Raw genomic sequence first — 19,074 nt, 5'->3', positions numbered from 1 at the left:
CGCATCTGGCGGAGCATCGGGTGATCTGGCGTCCCTGACCGCCCCTCCGTCACCCGCCCGGCGGGCGATCAGCGCAGCTCCGGCCAATCCGCCGGACGGAGGCCGGCCCGCCGCTGGAGGCGGCCGATGGTTACAGCCCCGGACGGCTGGGAAGCGAACCACGCGGTGCTGGCGCATCTGGCGGAGCATCGGGTGATCTGGCGTCCCTGACCGCCCCTCCGTCACCCGCCCGGCGGGCGATCAGCGCAGCTCCGGCCAATCCGCCGGAAGGGGTGATGCGGGCGGGAACATCGAGGCGGTCGGGGGCCTTGAGAGGGCGAGGCGAGGGCCTCTTGCGCGACCGGGGGACAATGGAAGGTGGTCCGCATCCGAACCGTACGAGGAGGCGAAGACATGGCGGAGCCCACGCCGCGTCGGAACGAACAGCGGCTACGCCCCGCGCCCCTGCTCTTCGAGCCCGCCGAGGCAGCCGGTGATCCGGAGCACTTCTTCGACCTGGAGTCGATAGACGATCCGGCCGCTCTGTTGGCGCGGGCGACGGAGCTGACGCTCGCGTTCCGGGCGGCGGCCGACCGGGCGGTGGAGTTCCAGGCGATGGCGGCGGCGCAGCTCGCCGATCCGCGCCGCTTCGACCGGCTGACGGCGGCGGACATCGCCGAGCGCGCCGAGTGGACCGAGGACTACGCGAAGAAGATGGTCGAGTTCGGCCGGGATCTGCTGAGGGGCGACGCCGAGGGGCGGGGGCACGTCGACCCCGTGTGAGGGCAAGTCCCGTCTGGCATATGCCGGGCGGGCACGATACCCCCTCCGGTCGCTGTCCGTGCCAGTTTCCCGCAACCCTGCGGGATCGGCCGCTCACCACCGGTAGACCTGTGCGGTATGAGCAGCCCCTGCGACGAACCCATCGGTGTCACCCCGGACGGCGCCGCCTGGCTGGCCTCCGCCGGAACGTATCCGCGCAGCACGCTCGCCCTCTGGGAGGAGCGGCCGCACGCCCCGGCGGTCCTGCCGTGCGGCTCGGTGTTCGACATCGTCAGCGCGCCGGCGATGTTCGGGCGGCTGATGCTGGACCGGCTGTGGAGCGAGGGGCCGGGCTCCGGTCCGGTGGCCGCGTTCCGCGGGCGGACGCTGCTGTTCTCGGCGCCGGGGACGGCCCAGCGGCTGCCCTCGCTGCTGGAGTGGGAGGAGTGGAGCGCCGACGGCCGGCCGGACGGCCGGGCCGGCACCGTGCCGCCGCTGCTGTGCCACGGCACCGGTGACGCGGTGACCGTGCCCGCGCTGACCCCCGCCCGCGAGGGTGCCTCGACGCGCTGGATGGTCGCTCCGGACACGCGTCAGCCGTGGCTTCCGGGGCCCGAGATCCTGCTGTGGGCGGCCGTCCGGGCGGCCCGTTCGGCCGTGCGGATATCGATTTCACCTCCCGCCGAGCAGGATGCTAAGGTCTACGACGTCAGCAGGCGCCGCTAGCTCAGTTGGTTAGAGCAGCTGACTCTTAATCAGCGGGTCCGGGGTTCGAGTCCCTGGCGGCGCACAGACGGCAAAGGCCTCTCGCGAAAGCGAGGGGCCTTTCGCGTGTACCCTCTTCGCCCGTTCCCGGGCAGGACCGTTTCTATGGCTCCCACGGTTCCGATGGCTCCCACGGTTCCTATGATTCCTACGGTTCCTGTGGCGCCGCCGGTGTGATCCGCACCGTCCACTCCCCCGACGCCGTGCGCCCTTCCACGTCCACCCGTACCCCGTCGCCCGGCACGGTGAAGCTTTCACCGAGGGCGACCGGGGCGTCCGCGAGGGGTGGGTAGACGGAGTTCTCCCAGCAGGCCTCGGTACTGGGGTGGGCGTCGATCACCTCGACGGGGCCGCGGCCGGAGCGGGCGTCGCCGCTGACGCGGTAGACGAGGATGCCGGAGCGGCAGGCCGCGCCGTCGACACCCACCGGGTCGCGCGCCTCGAAGGCGAGCACGCTGTCGGGGCCGGTGCGCACGACCGCGAGTTTGACGCCGTGGCCGAGTCCGAAGGCCGGCGCCCCGGAGGCGCGGGCGACCGGCACGCCCGGTCCGGCGCCGAGGGGTTCCAGGGTCAGCCGGGCCGTTCCGGGGCCCCGCACGCACACCACCTGGCGTGGATCCAGCCAGCCCAGCTTCCACTTGTGCCAGGCGAACAGGTCGGGGGCGAGGCCGAACTGGCTGCCCATCAGGTCCCAGTCGCCGACGTAGGTGTCCCAGTCGCCCTTGCCGTCGGCGGGGCGGTGGTAGAGGTCGGGCAGGTCGAAGACGTGGCTGGTCTCATGGGCGAGGACGAGACGGTCCGGGGGATGCTTCTCGAAGACCGTGACGATGCGGCTGATGTCCGTGCCGTCGGCCGTCAGCGGGGTGTCCAGGTTGACGACCTTCGTCGCGTCCGAGTCGACGCCGGGCGCGTCCGGGTCGGCCACGAAGTAGACGATGTCGTAGCGGGAGAAGTCGACCTGAGGGTCGGCGGCGGCCAGCGCGTCGTGCAGGTAGGCGGCCCGGCTCTCGGCCCGCCAGTCGCGCTGTATGGCGTAGGCGGTGGACGGCTTCGGCATGCGGATCCAGCGCTTTTGCGGGTGCGGGCGCAGGGTGAATCTGCCGTAGGACGCCTGTTGGAAGAAGCGGCTGGTGGCCGGGAAGTGGTCGGCGGCCAGTTCGGCGGGGGAGGTCGTGGGGGGCCGGTCGGGGAAGGACAGGAAGACCATCACCGCGTCGAGGGAGCGGACGGGGCGGGGGTAGGCGGTGTTCCAGGTGTCGACGCCCTCGGAGTGGTGGGCGGCGGTGCGGGGCAGCGCGCAGGGGGCCACGGAGAGGGGTTCGGCGACGGAGGGGCCGCTGACCAGCGAGGTCGCCGCGAGCGCCGAGAGGGTGGTGAACACGGCCGTGGTACTGCGCAGTCGAGGGCGCGGGAGCGGCGGGAACGGTCGCGGACGTCGCGGCAGTCGCGGCACTTCAGACCTCCGAGGGCGGTTCACGGGACACCGCCACCCAGCCTGTGTGAATTTGTAGTACTACGCCCTGTTTGTCTGCCCCAGACGAGTGAGGCGGCGGAAAGCGGGCATCACCCCGACACCCCCGGAATTCTCACGGAACGTCACAAGCGGTCGCCCGACCGCAGAACCGGGCCAGGTGCGGGCAGAAACGATCTGTCAGAAGGGTGGGTTGTTCCGGGACACTGGGCAGTGGCTGCGCGGGTCCGGGGGCAGCCTCTATGATCGGCAGACTTTCCTGCACGGACAGAGATCGAGTGCACTGCGGGAGCGAGCGGTGAGCGGAACGTCCGAAGGGCCGACGCCCGCGGCAGACCTCGACCGGTCAGCCGTCACAGAGAGTGACATCAACAGTACGGACAGCGGGCCCCGGGGTCACCGGCCTCCGGCCTACCGTTCCGTCTTCGAGGCAGCACCCCTCGCGATGGCCGTGGTCGACCGCGAGGGTCTCATCGCCGACGCCAACGACGCGCTCGGCGCACTGCTCGGCGACGCCGCGGGCCTGGTCGGGCGGGTCGCCTCAGACCTGCTGGACCTGGCCTCCGACGCCCGGACCTGGCACGCCTACCGCGAGGTGCTGCGCGGCCGGCAGGCGAAACTGCGCTGCACCCGGCGGCTGAAGCAGCCCGACGGGCGCTCGCTGTGGGCGCAGGTCACCGTCTCCCCGCTGGACGCGGACACGCCCGGCGTGCTGCTGTCGATCGCCGACGTCAGCGCGCACCGTGACCTCCAGGCGCGGCTGCGGCACCTGCAGATGCACGACCCGGTGACCCGGCTGCCCAACCGCACCCTGTTCTTCGAGCGGGTCTCCGCCGCGCTCGAGGCGGAGGCGTACGAGCAGAGCGGGACCGGCCGGATCGGCCTGTGCTACCTGGACCTGGACGGCTTCAAGGCCGTCAACGACACCCTCGGTCACCGTGTCGGCGACCGACTGCTGGCCGCCGTGGCCGACCGGCTGACCGCGTGTGCCGAGGAGGCCGGGCGGACCAGGCCGAGCGTGCCGCTGGTGGCCCGGCTGGGCGGCGACGAGTTCGCGCTGCTCGTGGAGGACTCCACCGGCACCGAGCAGCTCGCCGATCTCGCCGAGTCCGTGCTCAAGACGCTCCAGGCCCCCTTCGACCTGGCCGGACACCGGCTGAACGTGTCCGCGTCGATCGGGGTCGTGGAGCGGCACGCGGCCGGCACCACCGCGACCGGGCTGATGCAGGCCGCCGACACGACCCTGTACTGGGCGAAGGTGGACGGCAAGGACCGCTGGACGCTGTTCGACCCGGAGCGCAACGCGCATCTGATGACCCGCCAGGCGTTGGCGTCCACGCTCCGGCCGGCCATCGAGCGCGGTGAGTTCCGCCTCGACTACCAGCCGCTGGTCGGCATGTCGGACGGCCGGCTGCACGGGGTGGAGGCGCTGGTGCGCTGGGATCACCCCCGGTTCGGGCTGCTGCCGCCGAATCGGTTCGTCGCGCTGGCCGAGGAGGACGGTTCGATCGTGCCGCTGGGCCGATGGATTCTGGCCACCGCGTGCCGCCAGGCGCGGCAGTGGCAGCTGGACAACCCGGACGAGCCGCCGCTGTTCGTCAGCGTCAACGTGGCGGTGCGTCAGGTGTGGGACTCCGACCTGGTGGCGGACGTCGCGGAGGTCCTCGCCGAGACCGGGCTCGCCCCGCATCTGCTGCAGCTGGAGCTCACCGAGTCGGCCGTGATGGGCTCGGCGGGGCGGCCGTTGCAGGCGTTGCAGGCGCTCAGCGACATGGGTGTGGGCATCGCCATCGACGACTTCGGCACCGGCTACTCCAACCTCGCCTACCTGAGCCGGCTGCCGGTGTCGGTGCTCAAGCTCGACGGGTCCTTCGTGCGCGGCTTCCAGTACGAGGGTGCGGGCGCCGCGCCGAACCCGGCCGACGAGGTCGTCGTCGAGGCGATGATCGACCTCGCCCACCGGCTCGGGCTGACCGTCACCGCCGAGTGCGTGGAGACCTCCGCGCAGGCTACCCGGCTGCGCAGCATCGGCTGCGACACCGGGCAGGGGTGGCTGTACTCCCGTCCGGTGTCGCCGGATCGTATCTCCGAGCTGCGGGGTACCGAGTCCGGCACCGCATCCGGAACCGTGTCGGGCACCGGGTCCGGCACCGAGTCCTACGCGGTCGGCAACCCGTAGGCGTCGGCGATCAGTTCGTAGGAGCGCAGGCGCAGCTCGCCGCGGTGGGCGTGGCTGGTGAGCATCAACTCGTCGGCGCCGGTGCGCTTGTGGAGGTCGTCGAGGCCGGTGCGGACCTCGTCGGCCGTGCCCTGGATGATGTTCGCGGTCCAGGAGTCGACGAACTCCCGCTCCATGGGGCTGAATTCATGCGCCTCCGCCTCCTCCGGCGAGGGGAACAGACCGGGGCGGCCGCCGCGCAGACGGACCATGTTGAGGCCCATGGCCAGGGTCTGCCGGCGGGCCTCGCGCTCGTCGTCGGCGGCGAGCACGGAGACGCCGATCAGCGCGTACGGCTCGGCGAGCACCGCGGACGGCCGGAACGACTCCCGGTACAGATCGAGGGCCGGGACGGTGTTCTGCGCGGAGAAGTGGTGCGCGAAGGCGAACGGCAGACCGAGCATTCCGGCCAGGCGGGCGCTGAAGCCGGAGGAGCCGAGCAGCCAGATCGGCGGCCGGTGCGCCGACTGCACCCCACCGGGCGCCGTGCCCTGGACGGGGCCGGGGATCGCGTGGATCCGGCGGTAGGGGTGGCCGTCGGGGAAGTCGTCGTCCAGGAAGCGGGTGAGTTCGGCGAGCTGCTCGGGGAAGTCGTCGGCGCCCTCGTGCAGCCGCTCGGTGCGGCGCAGGGCGGCGGCCGTCGCGCCGTCGGTGCCCGGCGCGCGGCCGAGGCCGAGGTCGACGCGGCCCGGCGCGAGCGCCTCCAGCGTGCCGAACTGCTCGGCGATGACGAGGGGCGCGTGGTTGGGCAGCATGACGCCGCCCGAGCCGAGCCGGATGCGGTCGGTGTGGGCGGCGAGGTGGGCGAGGATCACCGCGGGCGAGGAGGAGGCGACGCCCGGCATCGAGTGGTGCTCGGCGACCCAGTAGCGCAGAAAGCCACGCGACTCGGTGAACCGCGCCAGCTCGACGCTGGTGCGCAGCGCGTCGGTGGCGGTACGACCGGAGCCGACGGTGACCAGGTCCAGTACCGACAGGGGGGTCGGGGCACTGCCCAGTACCGCGCCTCGGATCTCGTCTACCGCCACGGGGTTCCTCCTGTTGTCGACCGTGCCCTGTCCTCACCGCGCTAACAGGAGGGTGTCCCCGTTTATTCCCGGGTCCGGGTGCGGCGGCTCACGGCGTCACACCTGCACGATCGGCTCCCGGATGAACAGCGCACCCAGGCCCGGCGCGTTCACGCGTCGGTCGGCGAGGCGCAGGGCCTCCCAGACCGTGACCTGGTTGGCGGTGAGGACCGGTTTGCCGAGCTCCTTCTCCAGGCGGGGGAGGTGGGCGGCCGTGTGCAGGGCGGTGTCGGGGAGCAGGACCGCGTCGGCGTCGGGGGTGTCGGCCTGTCGGGCGAGGGCCAGGACCTGGGACTCGTCCCAGGTGCCGACCTCGGTACCCGTGATGGTCCCGGCGCTGCTCAGGGCGGTCACCTCCACGCCCCCCGCCCGCAGGAACCCGGCGAACAGCCCGGCCACGTCGTCCGGGTACGTCGCCCCGACGGCGACCCGTCGGGCGCCGATCTCCTGGGCCGCGTGCACGAAGGCGAACGAGGTGGAGGAGGCCGGCATCCCGGCCGTCGTGGCCAGGGTGCGCACCTGTTCCTGGGCGCCCTCCCAGCCGTGCACGAAGCCGCCGCTGGTACAGGCCCACACGATCGCCTCGGCGCCCGCGAGCCGAAGTTGCCCGACGCCGTCCGCCAGCCGCTCGGGCGCTCCCATCTGCCGCAGCACGTCGACCCGGTGCGCGTCCTCTCCGATGTCGGTGTGGACCAGGTCCAGCCGGATGTCGCTGCCCAGGAGCTGCTCGATACGGGGGTAGTCGTCCTCGGCCGAGTGGCCCGGGTAGAGGAAACCGAGTGCGGTCATGTCCAGCCTTCCTGCTGCTGCTCTTCTTCCGGCGGTACCGGGGGTGCCCGCAGTACGGGGGGTTCCCGCAGTACGGGGGACCACGCGCGCCGATGCGGCCGGCAGCGCTCGCTACGGTCCCACCGCTCGGGTACCCAGTCGGCGCAGCGCCGCCCACATGATCACCTGGTTGGCCGAGATGACCGGTATGCGCAGTTCGGCCTCCGATGGGGTATGCCGTCGCAGGCCGTATCGGTCGGCCTGGGAGCCGGGGACAACGAGCCGTGGGCGCGGCCTTGTTGACGACGGTGGGTTCGGGTGCGAACGTGGTCAATCCGTGCACGTCAGACACGTGGTCACCAGCGACGAAGACCCGGAGGGAGGCGGCACCGGATGTCCGTCGTCCCCGCCTCCGCCTCCACCGCCGCGTCTGTGCCCACCGTGCTCGTCCTGGACGCCGAGCCGCTGCCCCGGCTCGGGCGGCTCACCGGGCGGGCCCGGGTGCTGCACACCGACGAGGCCTCGCTCGCCGCGCGCCTGCCGACGGCGGACGTCCTGCTGGTGTGGGACTTCACCTCGCACGCCGTGCGCGCCGCCTGGCCCGGGGAGGGGCCCCGGCCGCGCTGGGTGCACACGGCGAGCGCGGGCGTGGACCACCTGATGTGCCCCGAACTGGCCGCGTCGGACACGGTCGTGACGAACGCCCGCGGGGTGTTCGACCAGCCGATCGCCGAGTACGTCGCCGCGCTGGTCCTGGCGATGGCGAAGGACCTGCCGCGCACATGGGAGCTCCAGCAGCGCGGCGAGTGGCGGCACCGGGAGAGCCGACGCGTCGCCGGGACGCGGGCCGTCGTCGTCGGGTCGGGGCCGATCGGACGGGAGATCGCCCGCGTGCTGAAGGCGCTCGGCATGACCACGGCCGTCGTCGGCCGGGTCCCGCGCACCGGCATCCACGGCCCGGACGACCTGAACCGGCTCCTCGCCCGCGCCGACTGGGTCATCGCCGCCGCCCCGCTCACCGAGCAGACGCACGGCATGTTCGACACCCCGCTGTTCGGCGTGATGCAGCCGTCGGCCTGCTTCGTGAACGTCGGCCGCGGGCAACTGGTCGTCGAGGACGCGCTGGTGCGGGCGCTTCAGCGGCGGTGGATCGCGGGCGCGGCGCTGGACGTCCTCGCTGCCGAGCCGCTCGCTCCCGACAGTCCGCTCTGGCAGGTGCCGGGACTGCTGATCTCGCCGCACATGAGCGGCGACACGGTCGGCTGGCGGGACGAGCTCGGCGCGCAGTTCGTGGAGTTGTTCGAGCGGTGGGCGGCCGGCCGGCCGCTGAAGAACGTGGTCGACAAGCAGCGCGGGTACGTTCCCGGACACTGACGTCCCCGCTCCCGGGAGGGCGGAAGCGAACCCCGGGCCGCGCCGCAGGTGATCGCCGGGGCCGGGAACGGGGCTCAAAGCGGGCCGCATAAGTCGCATGGTCCGGGGTAGCCGCGCCGCCATGGCTCCACCACTGGAACATCGCGAACGCGAACGCACACCTGAGACCACACGCCGGTCGCTGCTCGCGGGGGTAGCGGCGGTCGGCGTGCTGGGCGCCGCCGGCTGCTCCCGTGTGGCGACCGCGTCGACCGCGAACGGCGGCGACCTGCTCGACCGGCTGAAAGCGGCCGGTGTCGTCCGGCTGGGCATCGCGGGTGAGATCCCGTTCGGGTACATCGACAAGGACGGCGACCTGACCGGCGAGGCGCCGGAGCTGGCCAGGGTCATCTTCAAGCGGCTGGGCGTGGACAAAGTCCAGGCCGTGCCCACCGAGTTCGGGTCGCTCATCCCGGGGCTGAACTCACAGCAGTTCGATGTCGTGGCCGCCGGGATGTACGTCACCCCCGAGCGCTGCGCGCAGGTCCTGTTCGCCGACCCCGACTACCAGATGCTCGACTCGTTCGTGGTGCGCAAGGGCAACCCCAAGGGGTTGGACACCTATCAGGACGTCGTGAAGAAGAGGGCGAAGTTCGCCACCGGCACCGGGTACGCGCAGATCCAGCACGCGGTGGCGGCGGGCTACAAGGAGAGCGACATCCTGATCGTGCCCGACCAGGTCGCCGGGCTGAACGCCGTGGAGGCCGGGCGGGTCGACGTGTTCGCCGGCACGGCCGTGACCACCCGCGACGTGGTGAAGAAGTCCCGCAGGACCGAGGCGACCAAGCCCTTCGCGGCCGTGATCGACGGCAAGCCGACCGTCGACGGCGGCGCCTTCGCCTTCCGGCTCACCGAGACCCGGCTGCGGAACGCCTTCAACGTCGAGCTGCACAAGCTGAAGAAGAGCGGCGAGCTGGCCCGCGTCCTGAAGCCGTTCGGCTTCACCGAGGCCGAGATGACCGGTCTGACCGCGAAGCAGCTGTGCGGCGGGGGGAAGGCGTCATGACCACCGGGCTCTGGGAACTCGTCCTCAAGGGGATCTGGACCACCGTCCAGTTGCTGGTCCTCAGCGCGCTGCTGGCCGCGGCCGTGTCCTTCGTGGCCGGTGTCGCGCGCACCCACCGGCTGTGGATCGTGCGCTTCCTCGCGGGGTTCTACACCGAGGTGTTCCGCGGGACCTCGGCGCTGGTGATGATCTTCTGGGTGTTCTTCGTGCTGCCCCCGGCCTTCGGCTGGCAGCTGGTGCCGATGTGGGCGGGCACCCTGGCGCTCGGCCTGACCTACGGGGCGTACGGCTCGGAGATCGTGCGCGGTGCGCTGAAGGCCGTCGACCCGGCGCAGCAGGAGGGCGGGATCGCGCTCAGCTTCACGCCCTGGCAGCGGATGCGGCTGATCCTGCTGCCGCAGGCGGTGCCGGAGATGATCCCGCCGTTCTCCAACCTGCTGATCGAGCTGCTCAAGGGCACCGCCCTGGTGTCGGTCATGGGCATGGGCGATCTGGCGTTCAGCGGGAACCTGGTGCGGCTCGCGCTGCAGGAGAGCGCGGAGATCTACACGTATCTGCTGCTCATCTACTTCGTGATCGCCTTCCTGCTGACGCGGGTGATGCGGGGGCTCGAGAAGCGGCTGAAGGCGGGCGTCGGCAAGGCGCCCACGCGCAAGGTCGTCACGGAACCCGGGCCGGTCAGCGCCGGGGTGGGCGTCGGAGTCGGAGGAGGTTCCTGATGACATGGGACTGGGGCGCGGTCGCCGATTTCATGCCGCACTTCTGGGACGGGCTGCTGGTCACCCTGCAGGCCCTCGCCCTCGGCTCGCTGATCTCCTTCGCCCTCGGGCTGGTCTGGGCGCTGCTGATGCGCACGCCCACGCGCTGGGTGCGCTGGCCGGTCGGGGTCGTCACGGAGTTCGTGCGCAACACCCCGCTGCTGGTGCAGCTGTTCTTCCTCTTCTACGTGCTGCCCGAGTGGGGTCTGACCTTCTCGGCGCTGACGACCGGCGTCTTCGCGATCGGCCTGCACTACTCGACGTACACGATGCAGGTCTACCGGGCCGGCATCGAGGGGGTGCCCGCCGGGCAGTGGGAGGCGGCGACGGCGCTGAACCTGCCGGCCGGCCGGACCTGGCGGGTGGTGATCCTGCCGCAGGCGATCCGAAGGGTCGTCCCGGCACTCGGCAACTACGTGATCGCGATGCTCAAGGACACGCCGCTGCTGATGGCGATCACCGTCCTCGACATGCTCGGGCAGGCGCGGCTCTTCTCCCAGGAGCACTTCCAGTTCACCGAGCCCCTGACCGTGATCGGCGTGGCCTTCATCCTCATCTCCTACCTGGCCTCCCTTCTTCTGCGAGCCCTGGAGCGACGTCTTGTCCACTGACACCCATCTGATGAAAGATTCCGACGCAGGCGCCAATCCGCCGGTGGACGGCAGCGAGCTGATCCGTCTGGAGCAGGTCAGCAAGCGGTTCGGGTCGAACACCGTGCTCGACCGGCTCGACTTCTCCGTGGAGTCCGGCAAGCACGTGACGCTGATCGGCCCGTCCGGCTCCGGCAAGACGACCATCCTGCGGCTGCTGATGACGCTGACCAAGCCCGACGAGGGGACCATCACGGTCGCCGGGGAGCGGCTGTTCCCGGCCCCCGAGAAGCAGATCCGGGAGGTCCGCAAGAAGATCGGGATGGTGTTCCAGCAGTTCAACCTGTTCCCGAACATGACCGTGCTGCGGAACGTCACCGAGGCCCCGGTGACCGTCCTCGGCCTGTCCAAGGACGAGGCCGAGGAGCGCGCCCGGGAGCTGCTGGACCTGGTCGGCCTCGCCGACAAGGCCGACGCCCGCCCCACCCAGCTGTCCGGCGGGCAGCAGCAGCGGGTGGCGATCGCGCGGGCGCTGGCGATGCGGCCGCAGGTGCTGCTCCTGGACGAGGTCACCTCGGCGCTCGACCCCGAGCTGGTCGCGGGCGTCCTCGACGTGCTCAGGGACATCGCCCGCACCACCGACATCACGATGCTCTGTGTGACCCACGAGATGAACTTCGCCCGGGACATCTCCGACCAGGTCCTGATGTTCGACGCGGGCCGGGTCATCGAGTCGGGCCCGCCGGAGAAGATCTTCGGTTCGCCGGAGCAGGAACGGACGCGGGAGTTCCTGAGCGCGGTGCTGTGACGCCGGTGCGGCCGTTGCCGTGACGCCGGTGCGGTGCGGCCGGGTGGGTGAGAGCGCTGGTCCGGGCGGCGGTTCATGACATGGGCATATGCCAGCGGGCCAGTGCCGCAGTTCGGCGAGTCGTAAGTGCAACACATTCTCGCCAACAACCCCTCCCACCCGGCCTCTTGGCCGTTATCGTGGAAGGTGATTCGCTGTCAGGATCACGCTGCCAGGATCACTGTCAAGATCACAGATCACGGATCACGGCCAGAAAGCGACCAGGGGGGAAACCGTGGCGCTGAAGCACGAGCCGACCGCGCCGTACCACTCGGCCCAGGAAGCGTTGCGCGTCCTGGAGACGGTGGCGCGGCACTCCACCGGCGTCACCGACGCCGAACTCTCCCGCCAGAGCGGCCTCACCGCGGAGCGACTGACCACGCTCCTGCGCATGCTGCGCCGCGAAGGCTACGTCGAGCAGATCGCCGACGGCGCATATGTCACGGGCGACGCGCTCACCCGGCTGGGCTCCGCCCACCACCGCGAGCAGGCCCTGCGCGACAAGCTCCAGCACACCCTCGACCGGCTCCGCGACTCCGTCGGCGCCGCCGTCTACATCAGCCGGTACGTCGACGGCGAGGTCACGATCACCCAGTACGCCGACGGCCCCGCCACGCCGTCCGTCCACGAGTGGGTCGACTTCCGCTACTCCGCGCACGCCACCGCGCTCGGCAAGAGCATCCTCGGCCAGCTCGACCACAACGGCCGGCGCGACCACCTCTCCCGGCACAAGATGGCCCGGCTCACCTCCCGCACCATCACCAGCGACAAGCTGCTGCTCTCCCGCCTGGAGGCCCAGCCGCCCACGGTCCCGGTGCTCGACCTCCAGGAGTACGCGATCGGCACGGTCTGCGCGGCCGTCCCGATCACCGCGGGGTCCACGGCCGGCTGTCTGGCCCTGTCCCTGCCCCTCGCACACGCCCACCGCCTCCGCCAGGCCGCCGACGCCCTGAACAGGAACGCGGCGCCGGTACTGCTGTCGCTCGCGATCTGAAGGGGTGGTCGGAAGCACCCTCCCGGACCAGGTAGTATTTTCTCCGTCGCCAGCCGCCGAAGGCGGAGGGCGGGAGTCATGCGCCGCTAGCTCAGTTGGTTAGAGCAGCTGACTCTTAATCAGCGGGTCCGGGGTTCGAGTCCCTGGCGGCGCACGATGACGGTGGCGGCTTGTGTTCGCAGAAAGCGCGAACGCAAGCCGCCACCGTTTGTTTTGCGCGGCGAAGCCGCGCCTTGCGGGGGCTCCGCCACCCACACCCCCTCAGACTGGGCCTCTCGTGGACACGAGGGGCCCTTCGCCTTGCCCCGCCCGCCCGGCCAGTCCCACCTGCCCCACCTGCCCCGCCTGCCCGGCTCCCACGGCCTCCTCCGCCTCCTCCGCGGTCAGCCTTCGGTACGTCGCCTCCCCCGGCGGTCGCCACCACACGGGGTCGGCACAGCGCACGCCCTCCCTGCGCAGCAGCGCCCGATGGATCTTGTTGGTGGCGGTGACGGGCATCCGGTCCACGACCCGTACGAACCGGGGCGCCATCTTCGTGCCCAGGTCGGGCTGGGCGAGCAGGAACTCGGCGAAGGCGAGCGGGTCGAAGCTCCCGGCCAGCGTCGCCATCACCTGGTCGCCGGTCACCGGGTCCGGGACCGCGTAGACGGCGACGGCGTCCGCGCCCTCGTACCGGGCGAGGATGTTCTCGATCATCGCGGCGGCCAGGTTCTCGCCGTCGACGCGGAGCCGGTCGTCAGTGCGGCCCGCGAAGTAGAGGAAGCCGTCGCAGTCGCGGTAGAAGAGGTCGCCGGTCCAGTACGCGCCGTCCTCCCGGCGCCGCTCCGCCTCCGCCGCCGGGTTGCGCCAGTAGCCCTCGAAGGGGTTCGGACCCCGGTTGACCAGCTCCCCTATCGCCTGCTCGCCGTTCAGCAGCCGGCCGGCCGGGTCGAACTCGGCCGGCGGACACTCGGCGCGCGTCTCCGGGTCGAGTACGACGAGCCCGGGCCCCGCCCTCCCGACCGCGCCCGCCGGGGTCCCCGGCGACCACTGCACGGCCGCCCCGCCCTCCGACGAGCCGTACCCCTCCACCAGCCGCACCCCGAACCGCCGCTCGAAGGCCGCCGCGTCCACCGCCCCCGCCTCGGTGCCGAAGCCGAGCCGCAGCGCGTGGTCCCGGTCGTCGGGGCCGGGCTCGGTGGCCAGGACGTACTGGATCGCCCTGCCCACGTAGGTGAAGTACGTCGCCCGGTAGCGCCGTACGTCCGCCAGGAAACCGGAGGCCGAGAACCGTCGCCGCAGGGCCACGCCCGCACCGGCGGCCAGCGCGGGCGCCCAGTCGGCGATCACCGCGTTGCCGTGGAACATCGGCATGCAGACGTAGTGCACGTCGTCCGGCCGGACCGAGAACTGCCCGGCCAGCGAGCGTCCGGCGGCGGCCAGCCGGCCCTGGGTGCACAGGGCCGCCTTGGGCGCGCCGGTCGAGCCGGACGTGAAGTAGAGCAGGAGCCGGTCGGCGGGGGTGGCGCGGGAGGGGTCGGGGCGGGCGTCCGTGTACGGCGCGAGCAGGTCGTCGTACTCCGGGGTGCCGGTGATCAGCAGCCGGACCCCGGGCAGGTCGAGGCCCCTGAGGAGGGGGAGGTGGGTGTGTTCGGTGATGAGGAGGCGGCACTCGGTGTGCAGGATGTCCCGGGCCAGTTCGGGGCCCCGCCGGGTGGGGTTGATCCCGGCCACCGCCGCACCGGCGAGGGCCGCGGCGGACAGCCAGAGCGGGAACTCCGGGGTGTTGTCCAGCAGCACCCCGAGGTGCGGCGGGCCGTCCGCCGGCAGCAGGTCGGCCAGCATGGCCGCCCGCGCGGCGGCGCCGGCGGCGACCTCGTGGTGGGTGAGGACCGGCTTCCCGGGGTCTTCACACCACAGTCCCGGACGGTGGTCGCCCCACCGTGCTGCTACGAGTTCGGCGACGGTATCCCCGGTGGACTCCATGGCCGCGCACGGTAGTTGACGTACCGTCAGATGTGGAGGGCTACGGCATGAAGCCGTCGCTCTCGGCGAACATCCAGTGGGCGGTGACCATGAAGAACACGCAGAAGGCGATGGCCGTGCCGAGGAAGAGCAGCAGGCATCCCGACTCGGCGAAGAGCCTGCCGGGGGCCGGGGCCTTGGCGGTGGCCTCGTCGGGGTGACCGGCCGCGTAGTGGACAGTGACGATGTCGCCCTCGAGGGTCGTCCCGGGGCCGTTCGCCTCCTCGAAGCGGATGGTGCGGCCGTCGCGGGTGGTGAACTCGTAGACGTGGTGCAGGGTCGTGCTGACCGTGGTGTCGCCGCCGCCGCTGGTCGTCGTGTACGACCGCAGACAGCGTGCCTCCGCGGTGAGACCGCCGCTCCAGGCCCGGGCGACCCGCCGGGCGCGGCGAGCCAGCCGGAACACGCCGAGCAGCAGGCCGGCGATCATGACCGACGGCACAAGGTAGAAGAAGGCTTCCATGAGCTCCCCCGAGGTTCCCGCGCCGACCTGGTCGTGTCGGCGTGCAGGGAACGTACCCGCGCGGGACCCCGGAGGAGCTCAAGCGATGCTCAGAACGTGACGTCGGAGCAGGCGTAGAACGCGTTGGTCGTGTCGGCGATCGTCCACACCGCGACGATCATGTGCCGTCCGCTGAGCCCGGACGGCAGCGTGCCGCTGTGCGAGAGGGTGGCCGGGGGCCGCTGACCGCCGTAGGGCACGGTCAGGAACGGGGTGAGGGTGAGGTCGGAGCGGGCCAGGTTGTGGTTCTGGTTCCAGCCCTGCCTGGTGACGTAGTACTTGAAGTCGGTCGTGGCGTGCATCGCGGTGAACTGCCAGCGGAAGGTGTAGCTCTGGCCGCCGGTCACCTTGGTGGTCGGCCATGCCCCGCCCGAGGGGGTCTTCGGGCTGTCGAGCTGGGCGAAGCGGGTGTTGTTCGCGGAGCAGATCAGGCCGTCCGCCGCGCCGGACGCCGGGAAGCCCTTCGGGCCCTCGACGCTCTGCGGCTCCCACTGGATGTCGCCGCAGCCCGTGACGGTGCCGTTCTGGCAGAGCTTCTGCCTGCTGATGGGGAGGTCGGTGTAGCCGTGGCTGCTGGCGCCGCCGGCCGAGAGCACGAACGCTCCGGCGGTGGCGAGGCCCAGCACGGCGGCGTGGAGCCCGGTCTTTTTGCGCATGCTGTCGCTCCTGGAGAACGTGGGGAGTTCACTGAGCTGAGCCGTGCAGGTCTAGACCAAGTTCGAGATTATTGCCGTTTCTTGGCTGTGTCCATATCAAAGACGCGGCCTGCCTCTTTCATGGCGCCCCTCACGGCGTCTGTTCCGAACGGCCCGCGCAGAAGGCCACGGTCAGGTCCTTCACCAGTGCCTTGCGCTCGTAGTCGTCGAGCTCCACCAGCCCCCGCATGGTCAGCCGGGTCACCGTGTCCTCCACCGAGTCGACGACCGACGTCAGCACCGTCGCCCGGTGCTGGGCGTCGAGCGCGGCGATCCGGCGGCGGTGCATCGCGGCGGCCACCTCGGGGGCGTACTCGATGCGCAGCGGCTGCACCGAGTACACCTCCAGACCGATGGCGCCCGCGTCCTGCGCGACCCGCCGCGTCAGCGCCTCCCCCGCCGCCTCCACCGAACCCCGTCCCGCGCCCGGCGTCTCCACCGGGATCCGGGCGAGGGCCGCCTCGACGCACTCGCGCAGATACGTCTCGTGGTCGTCGACGCCGAGCGTGGCCCGCGCGGTGTCCCGCACCCGCCACACCACCAGGGTCACCACCCGTAGCGCGACCCCGCTGCCGTCGGCGGCGGGCATCGGCTCACTGCGCCAGTGCCGCAGCCGCACGTCCACCCGGCGGCGCAGCAGCAGCGGGTTCACCCACAGCAGACCGGTGCGCCGCACGGTCCCCCGGTAGCGGCCGAACAGACCGAGCACCCAGGCCCGCCCCGTCCGCCCCCGGGCGAGACCGCCGAAGCCGAACAGACCCAGCGCGCCCGCACCCGCGTACGCCGCCCACTGCGCCGGACCGAGCCCGGCGCCCGCGAACTCCGGCAGCCGCAACGCCCGCACCGCCAGCGGCGGCAGCACCCCGGCCCACCACGAGGCGGCCACGCAGCCCGCCGCCCCGCAGGCCCCGGCGAACACTCCCGCCGCGCCCGGCAGCACCCGGGCCCGCCGCTCCGCCAACTCGGGGTCGACCTGCGCCACCGGCCGCGGTACGGCCGGCGTCGGCCGGCGCAGCCGCGGCTGCTCGCCGGTGCCCGCCCGGCTGCCCACCACGGCGGGCCCGAGCGGCACCGGCCGAGGCTCGGGCTCGTCACGGAACAGCAGATGGACGGGGATCTCGGTGGTCGCCTCGTTCTGGATGAGCCGGGCGGGCCTGGACGGCCCCTCGGACTCGGGCGTCTGTGAAGTGGTCGTGTGCATTGCGTGCCTCCAGCCTCCGCGCCAGATACGCCATGACAGTGAGTGGGTTGTGGGGAGGGAACCGCGGTCACAGGAAGAGCCGCCGCCAGGTCTCCGGGCCCGGGTAGCCGTCGGCCGCGCCGCCGCGCCAGCCCTGGGCGCGCTGGAAGGCCTCGACCGCGCGCCGGTCCGACTCGCCCCAGCGCGGCCCCGGCCCGGACGTGTAGTACCTGCCGAACCCCTTCTCCACCAGCCGCTTCCCCAACTGGGTGACGTGGGCGTTCTGCGCACCCGGGCGGAAGGCGGCCCGGCCGGGATACGGGGGAATGCGCGGCGCCACGGAAGCGGCGGGCGGCCCGGCCGTACCGTCTCCGGCGGCCGTACCGTCTCCGGCGGCCGTACCGTCTCCGGCGGCCGCCCCGTCTCCGGCGGCGGTGGCTGGGCCGGCGGCGGAGCCGGGGCTGCCCCCGCTGCCGGTGGTCGTCCCGGGAGGCAGCGAGGCCTCGATGTTCCTGCCCTGGTGGGTGACGAGCAGGGCCCAGGTCCGCGGGCCGGGGATGCCGTCGGCGTCGGGGCCGCTCCAGCCCTGGGCGCGCTGGAAGGCCATGGTGGCCCAGCCGTCGGAGGCCGACCAGCGCGGACCGGGGCCCGAGGCGTAGAAACGCGCGCCGCCGCGCTCGACGAGGAGCCGGCCGAGCAGGGTGACGTACTGATTGTTCGCGCCGGGCCCGAAAGCCGCCCGTCCCGGATACGGCGTCGAGGCGACGTCCCCGGTCGCGGGCCTGTTCCCGCCACCACCGGCATGGGCGACCTGTGTCCCGGTACCGACACCGGTGCTGATGCCCGTGCCGGCGCCGGTACCGGCCGCGGTGCCGGTGCCCGGTGTGGTCGCAGTGAGGCCCTTGTAGCGATAGGGCACGTATCGGTCGGAATTGCTCCAATAGGCGTAAGGAGTGGCCTGGCGGCGGGTGGTGGGGCGGGTCTGCTCGTAGACCATGTAGTAGCTGTGGGTGTAGTCCGTCCAGCCGCCGAAAAGGACGACGTGCGAGCCTTTCTCGGGGTCGGTCGGATTGTGGAACAGCAGAATGTCGCCGGGCTGGAGTTCCTCCTTGGAAATCCGCGTCCCGAACTGGTTGAGGCTGCCCGTCCACTCGTTCCCGGGCAGGTTCCAGGCCATGGAGACGAAGCCCGAGCAGTCCTGCCGGTAACCGTCGTACCAGTAGGTGTCCATGCTGTACGGCACCTCGGCGGAAACCCATTCCTTGGCCCGTCCGATGATGTCCGCCCGGGTCGTCGGGGGCGTTCTGACCGGTCCCTCCAGGCCCCCGGGGTGCGCCGACTGACCGGCCGGTCCATGCAGCGGCGCCTTGCCGCCCTGGGGTGTGTCGGGCTCGTCACCTGCGGGAACGCCGGGCGGGTCGGGGGCCTGCGCGGCGGCGACGGCGGGCAGCGCATGGCCCGCGCCGAGCGCCGCGGCCGTCACGGTGGCGACGACCACGGCACGGTGGGCGGCCGGGCGACCGCCGAACGGCGCGGGCGGGGAATCCCGGCTCGCCCGCCGCCGCGCTACGCATCCGGGGCATTCGCAGTCGCTCTCGGGATCGAATTCCTCGAATACCGGAGCCGCCATGCGATTCCCCTCACACTCCAGCTGGAAATGTCCGCGACTGTGCACACAGGGCAGTTTCTCAACTGTCTTCCCGACGCGCATGCTGACGGTCCGAATGATGTACGCGCGCCGATGGCAGGGGCGGCGGGGAGTGGGACCGGGAACGGGTGGTCCTGGGCACCCTCGGGGGTCCTGTAGAGTTCTCCCGTCAGCAGGCGCCGCTAGCTCAGTTGGTTAGAGCAGCTGACTCTTAATCAGCGGGTCCGGGGTTCGAGTCCCTGGCGGCGCACAGACACCGAAGGCCTCTCGCGAAAGCGAGGGGCCTTCGTTCGTATCCGCGTTCGTATCCGCGTGCGAATACCCACAGCGGGTTCACGAAGCGCACAACACTCCCACATGCGCCACATTGCGCCCGTATGACCGGTAAACAGAGCGTTTCACATCTT

17 protein-coding genes, 3 tRNA genes and 1 pseudogene are annotated in these 19,074 nt (G+C 71.8%); 12 read left to right on the top strand and 9 right to left on the bottom strand.

Going from position 1 to position 19,074, the window contains the following annotated elements:
* Window positions 1-393 precede the first annotated feature (393 nt).
* The 3 genes from ACZ5SK_RS20535 to ACZ5SK_RS20525 all read left to right on the top strand — a co-directional run bounded on the left by ACZ5SK_RS20535 (window position 394) and on the right by ACZ5SK_RS20525 (window position 1,531).
* A complete protein-coding gene (locus ACZ5SK_RS20535; RefSeq protein WP_334579625.1) occupies window positions 394-762 on the top strand; it encodes a hypothetical protein in 369 nt (122 codons plus the stop codon).
* A 117-nt stretch (window positions 763-879) separates the two neighbouring features.
* A complete protein-coding gene (locus tag ACZ5SK_RS20530; RefSeq protein WP_334579624.1) occupies window positions 880-1,467 on the top strand; it encodes a bifunctional DNA primase/polymerase in 588 nt (195 codons plus the stop codon).
* A tRNA-Lys gene (locus ACZ5SK_RS20525) sits at window positions 1,458-1,531 on the top strand. Before ACZ5SK_RS20530 ends, ACZ5SK_RS20525 begins: the two co-directional genes overlap by 10 nt.
* 123 nt (window positions 1,532-1,654) lie before the next feature.
* Here ACZ5SK_RS20525 and ACZ5SK_RS20520 read toward each other — a convergent pair.
* Entirely contained in the window at window positions 1,655-2,950 is a 1,296-nt protein-coding gene (locus tag ACZ5SK_RS20520; RefSeq protein ID WP_334581331.1) for a M6 family metalloprotease domain-containing protein, read from the bottom strand.
* Window positions 2,951-3,275: 325 nt separating this feature from the next.
* On the opposite strand from ACZ5SK_RS20520, the gene ACZ5SK_RS20515 reads away from it, so the two are divergent.
* Window positions 3,276-5,156 carry a putative bifunctional diguanylate cyclase/phosphodiesterase gene (locus tag ACZ5SK_RS20515; protein WP_468576397.1) on the top strand — a complete coding sequence of 627 codons (1,881 nt, stop codon included), beginning with the start codon at window positions 3,276-3,278 and terminating at the stop codon, window positions 5,154-5,156.
* On the opposite strand, the gene ACZ5SK_RS20510 is transcribed toward ACZ5SK_RS20515, so the two are convergent.
* From ACZ5SK_RS20510 to ACZ5SK_RS20500, 3 genes and pseudogenes are all read right to left on the bottom strand, one after another.
* Window positions 5,135-6,223 (bottom strand): LLM class flavin-dependent oxidoreductase, encoded by a 1,089-nt coding sequence (locus ACZ5SK_RS20510; protein WP_334579622.1) that lies wholly within the window; start codon window positions 6,221-6,223, stop codon window positions 5,135-5,137. The two genes, ACZ5SK_RS20515 and ACZ5SK_RS20510, sit on opposite strands and share 22 nt — an antisense overlap.
* A gap of 96 nt (window positions 6,224-6,319) precedes the next feature.
* On the bottom strand, window positions 6,320-7,051 hold the full coding sequence (locus ACZ5SK_RS20505) for a maleate cis-trans isomerase family protein (RefSeq protein WP_334579621.1): 732 nt from the start codon (window positions 7,049-7,051) through the stop codon (window positions 6,320-6,322).
* Window positions 7,048-7,255, bottom strand: a pseudogene (locus ACZ5SK_RS20500) (maleate cis-trans isomerase family protein); the annotation flags it as partial. The gene ACZ5SK_RS20505 and the pseudogene ACZ5SK_RS20500, both read right to left, overlap by 4 nt.
* A gap of 168 nt (window positions 7,256-7,423) precedes the next feature.
* Here ACZ5SK_RS20500 and ACZ5SK_RS20495 point away from each other — a divergent pair.
* The 7 genes from ACZ5SK_RS20495 (at window position 7,424) to ACZ5SK_RS20465 (ending at window position 12,792) form a co-directional block, all read left to right on the top strand.
* Complete coding sequence (locus ACZ5SK_RS20495; RefSeq protein ID WP_334579620.1) at window positions 7,424-8,404, top strand: D-2-hydroxyacid dehydrogenase; 981 nt, start codon at window positions 7,424-7,426, stop codon at window positions 8,402-8,404.
* A gap of 121 nt (window positions 8,405-8,525) precedes the next feature.
* Window positions 8,526-9,449: an ectoine/hydroxyectoine ABC transporter substrate-binding protein EhuB gene (gene ehuB / locus ACZ5SK_RS20490; protein WP_334579619.1), complete on the top strand. Its 924-nt coding sequence runs from the start codon at window positions 8,526-8,528 to the stop codon at window positions 9,447-9,449.
* Entirely contained in the window at window positions 9,446-10,168 is a 723-nt protein-coding gene (gene ehuC / locus ACZ5SK_RS20485; protein ID WP_399327236.1) for an ectoine/hydroxyectoine ABC transporter permease subunit EhuC, read from the top strand. Before ehuB ends, ehuC begins: the two co-directional genes overlap by 4 nt.
* On the top strand, window positions 10,168-10,818 hold the full coding sequence (gene ehuD, locus ACZ5SK_RS20480) for an ectoine/hydroxyectoine ABC transporter permease subunit EhuD (RefSeq protein WP_334579617.1): 651 nt from the start codon (window positions 10,168-10,170) through the stop codon (window positions 10,816-10,818). The genes ehuC and ehuD overlap by 1 nt, the downstream gene beginning before the upstream one ends.
* Before the next feature lie 10 nt (window positions 10,819-10,828).
* Complete coding sequence (gene ehuA / locus ACZ5SK_RS20475) at window positions 10,829-11,605, top strand: ectoine/hydroxyectoine ABC transporter ATP-binding protein EhuA (RefSeq protein WP_334579616.1); 777 nt, start codon at window positions 10,829-10,831, stop codon at window positions 11,603-11,605.
* A 274-nt stretch (window positions 11,606-11,879) separates the two neighbouring features.
* Window positions 11,880-12,638: an IclR family transcriptional regulator gene (locus tag ACZ5SK_RS20470; RefSeq protein WP_334579615.1), complete on the top strand. Its 759-nt coding sequence runs from the start codon at window positions 11,880-11,882 to the stop codon at window positions 12,636-12,638.
* A gap of 80 nt (window positions 12,639-12,718) precedes the next feature.
* A tRNA-Lys gene (locus ACZ5SK_RS20465) sits at window positions 12,719-12,792 on the top strand.
* 107 nt (window positions 12,793-12,899) lie between these two features.
* Here the strand turns inward: ACZ5SK_RS20465 and ACZ5SK_RS20460 are convergent.
* The 5 genes from ACZ5SK_RS20460 to ACZ5SK_RS20440 all read right to left on the bottom strand — a co-directional run bounded on the left by ACZ5SK_RS20460 (window position 12,900) and on the right by ACZ5SK_RS20440 (window position 18,649).
* Entirely contained in the window at window positions 12,900-14,603 is a 1,704-nt protein-coding gene (locus ACZ5SK_RS20460) for an AMP-binding protein (protein WP_361700841.1), read from the bottom strand.
* A 40-nt stretch (window positions 14,604-14,643) separates the two neighbouring features.
* Window positions 14,644-15,105: a DUF3592 domain-containing protein gene (locus ACZ5SK_RS20455; RefSeq protein ID WP_334579613.1), complete on the bottom strand. Its 462-nt coding sequence runs from the start codon at window positions 15,103-15,105 to the stop codon at window positions 14,644-14,646.
* A gap of 89 nt (window positions 15,106-15,194) precedes the next feature.
* On the bottom strand, window positions 15,195-15,800 hold the full coding sequence (locus ACZ5SK_RS20450) for a lytic polysaccharide monooxygenase auxiliary activity family 9 protein (RefSeq protein WP_334579612.1): 606 nt from the start codon (window positions 15,798-15,800) through the stop codon (window positions 15,195-15,197).
* Between the two features lie 130 nt (window positions 15,801-15,930).
* Entirely contained in the window at window positions 15,931-17,040 is a 1,110-nt protein-coding gene (locus ACZ5SK_RS20445; protein ID WP_361700845.1) for an SPFH domain-containing protein, read from the bottom strand.
* Between the two features lie 67 nt (window positions 17,041-17,107).
* Window positions 17,108-18,649: a peptidoglycan-binding protein gene (locus ACZ5SK_RS20440; RefSeq protein WP_468576394.1), complete on the bottom strand. Its 1,542-nt coding sequence runs from the start codon at window positions 18,647-18,649 to the stop codon at window positions 17,108-17,110.
* A 194-nt stretch (window positions 18,650-18,843) separates the two neighbouring features.
* On the opposite strand from ACZ5SK_RS20440, the gene ACZ5SK_RS20435 reads away from it, so the two are divergent.
* Window positions 18,844-18,917, top strand: a tRNA-Lys gene (locus tag ACZ5SK_RS20435).
* Window positions 18,918-19,074: the final 157 nt, after the last annotated feature.

This window comes from Streptomyces sp. NPDC031474 (assembly GCF_055581185.1).
Note: the sequence above shows the minus strand (reverse complement) of the source record. Positions and strands in the feature narration are given on the sequence as shown.

Bases quoted from the DNA above. Each gene is read 5' to 3' on its own strand.
- ACZ5SK_RS20535 (WP_334579625.1), top strand. From the start codon at position 394: ATGGCGGAGCCCACGCCGCGTCGGAACGAACAGCGGCTACGCCCCGCG.
- ACZ5SK_RS20530 (WP_334579624.1), top strand. From the start codon at position 880: ATGAGCAGCCCCTGCGACGAACCCATCGGTGTCACCCCGGACGGCGCC.
- ACZ5SK_RS20505 (WP_334579621.1), bottom strand. From the start codon at position 7,051: ATGACCGCACTCGGTTTCCTCTACCCGGGCCACTCGGCCGAGGACGAC.
- ACZ5SK_RS20495 (WP_334579620.1), top strand. From the start codon at position 7,424: ATGTCCGTCGTCCCCGCCTCCGCCTCCACCGCCGCGTCTGTGCCCACC.
- ehuB (WP_334579619.1), top strand. From the start codon at position 8,526: ATGGCTCCACCACTGGAACATCGCGAACGCGAACGCACACCTGAGACC.
- ehuC (WP_399327236.1), top strand. From the start codon at position 9,446: ATGACCACCGGGCTCTGGGAACTCGTCCTCAAGGGGATCTGGACCACC.
- ehuD (WP_334579617.1), top strand. From the start codon at position 10,168: ATGACATGGGACTGGGGCGCGGTCGCCGATTTCATGCCGCACTTCTGG.
- ehuA (WP_334579616.1), top strand. From the start codon at position 10,829: ATGAAAGATTCCGACGCAGGCGCCAATCCGCCGGTGGACGGCAGCGAG.
- ACZ5SK_RS20460 (WP_361700841.1), bottom strand. From the start codon at position 14,603: ATGGAGTCCACCGGGGATACCGTCGCCGAACTCGTAGCAGCACGGTGG.
- ACZ5SK_RS20455 (WP_334579613.1), bottom strand. From the start codon at position 15,105: ATGGAAGCCTTCTTCTACCTTGTGCCGTCGGTCATGATCGCCGGCCTG.
- ACZ5SK_RS20450 (WP_334579612.1), bottom strand. From the start codon at position 15,800: ATGCGCAAAAAGACCGGGCTCCACGCCGCCGTGCTGGGCCTCGCCACC.
- ACZ5SK_RS20445 (WP_361700845.1), bottom strand. From the start codon at position 17,040: ATGCACACGACCACTTCACAGACGCCCGAGTCCGAGGGGCCGTCCAGG.
- ACZ5SK_RS20440 (WP_468576394.1), bottom strand. From the start codon at position 18,649: ATGGCGGCTCCGGTATTCGAGGAATTCGATCCCGAGAGCGACTGCGAA.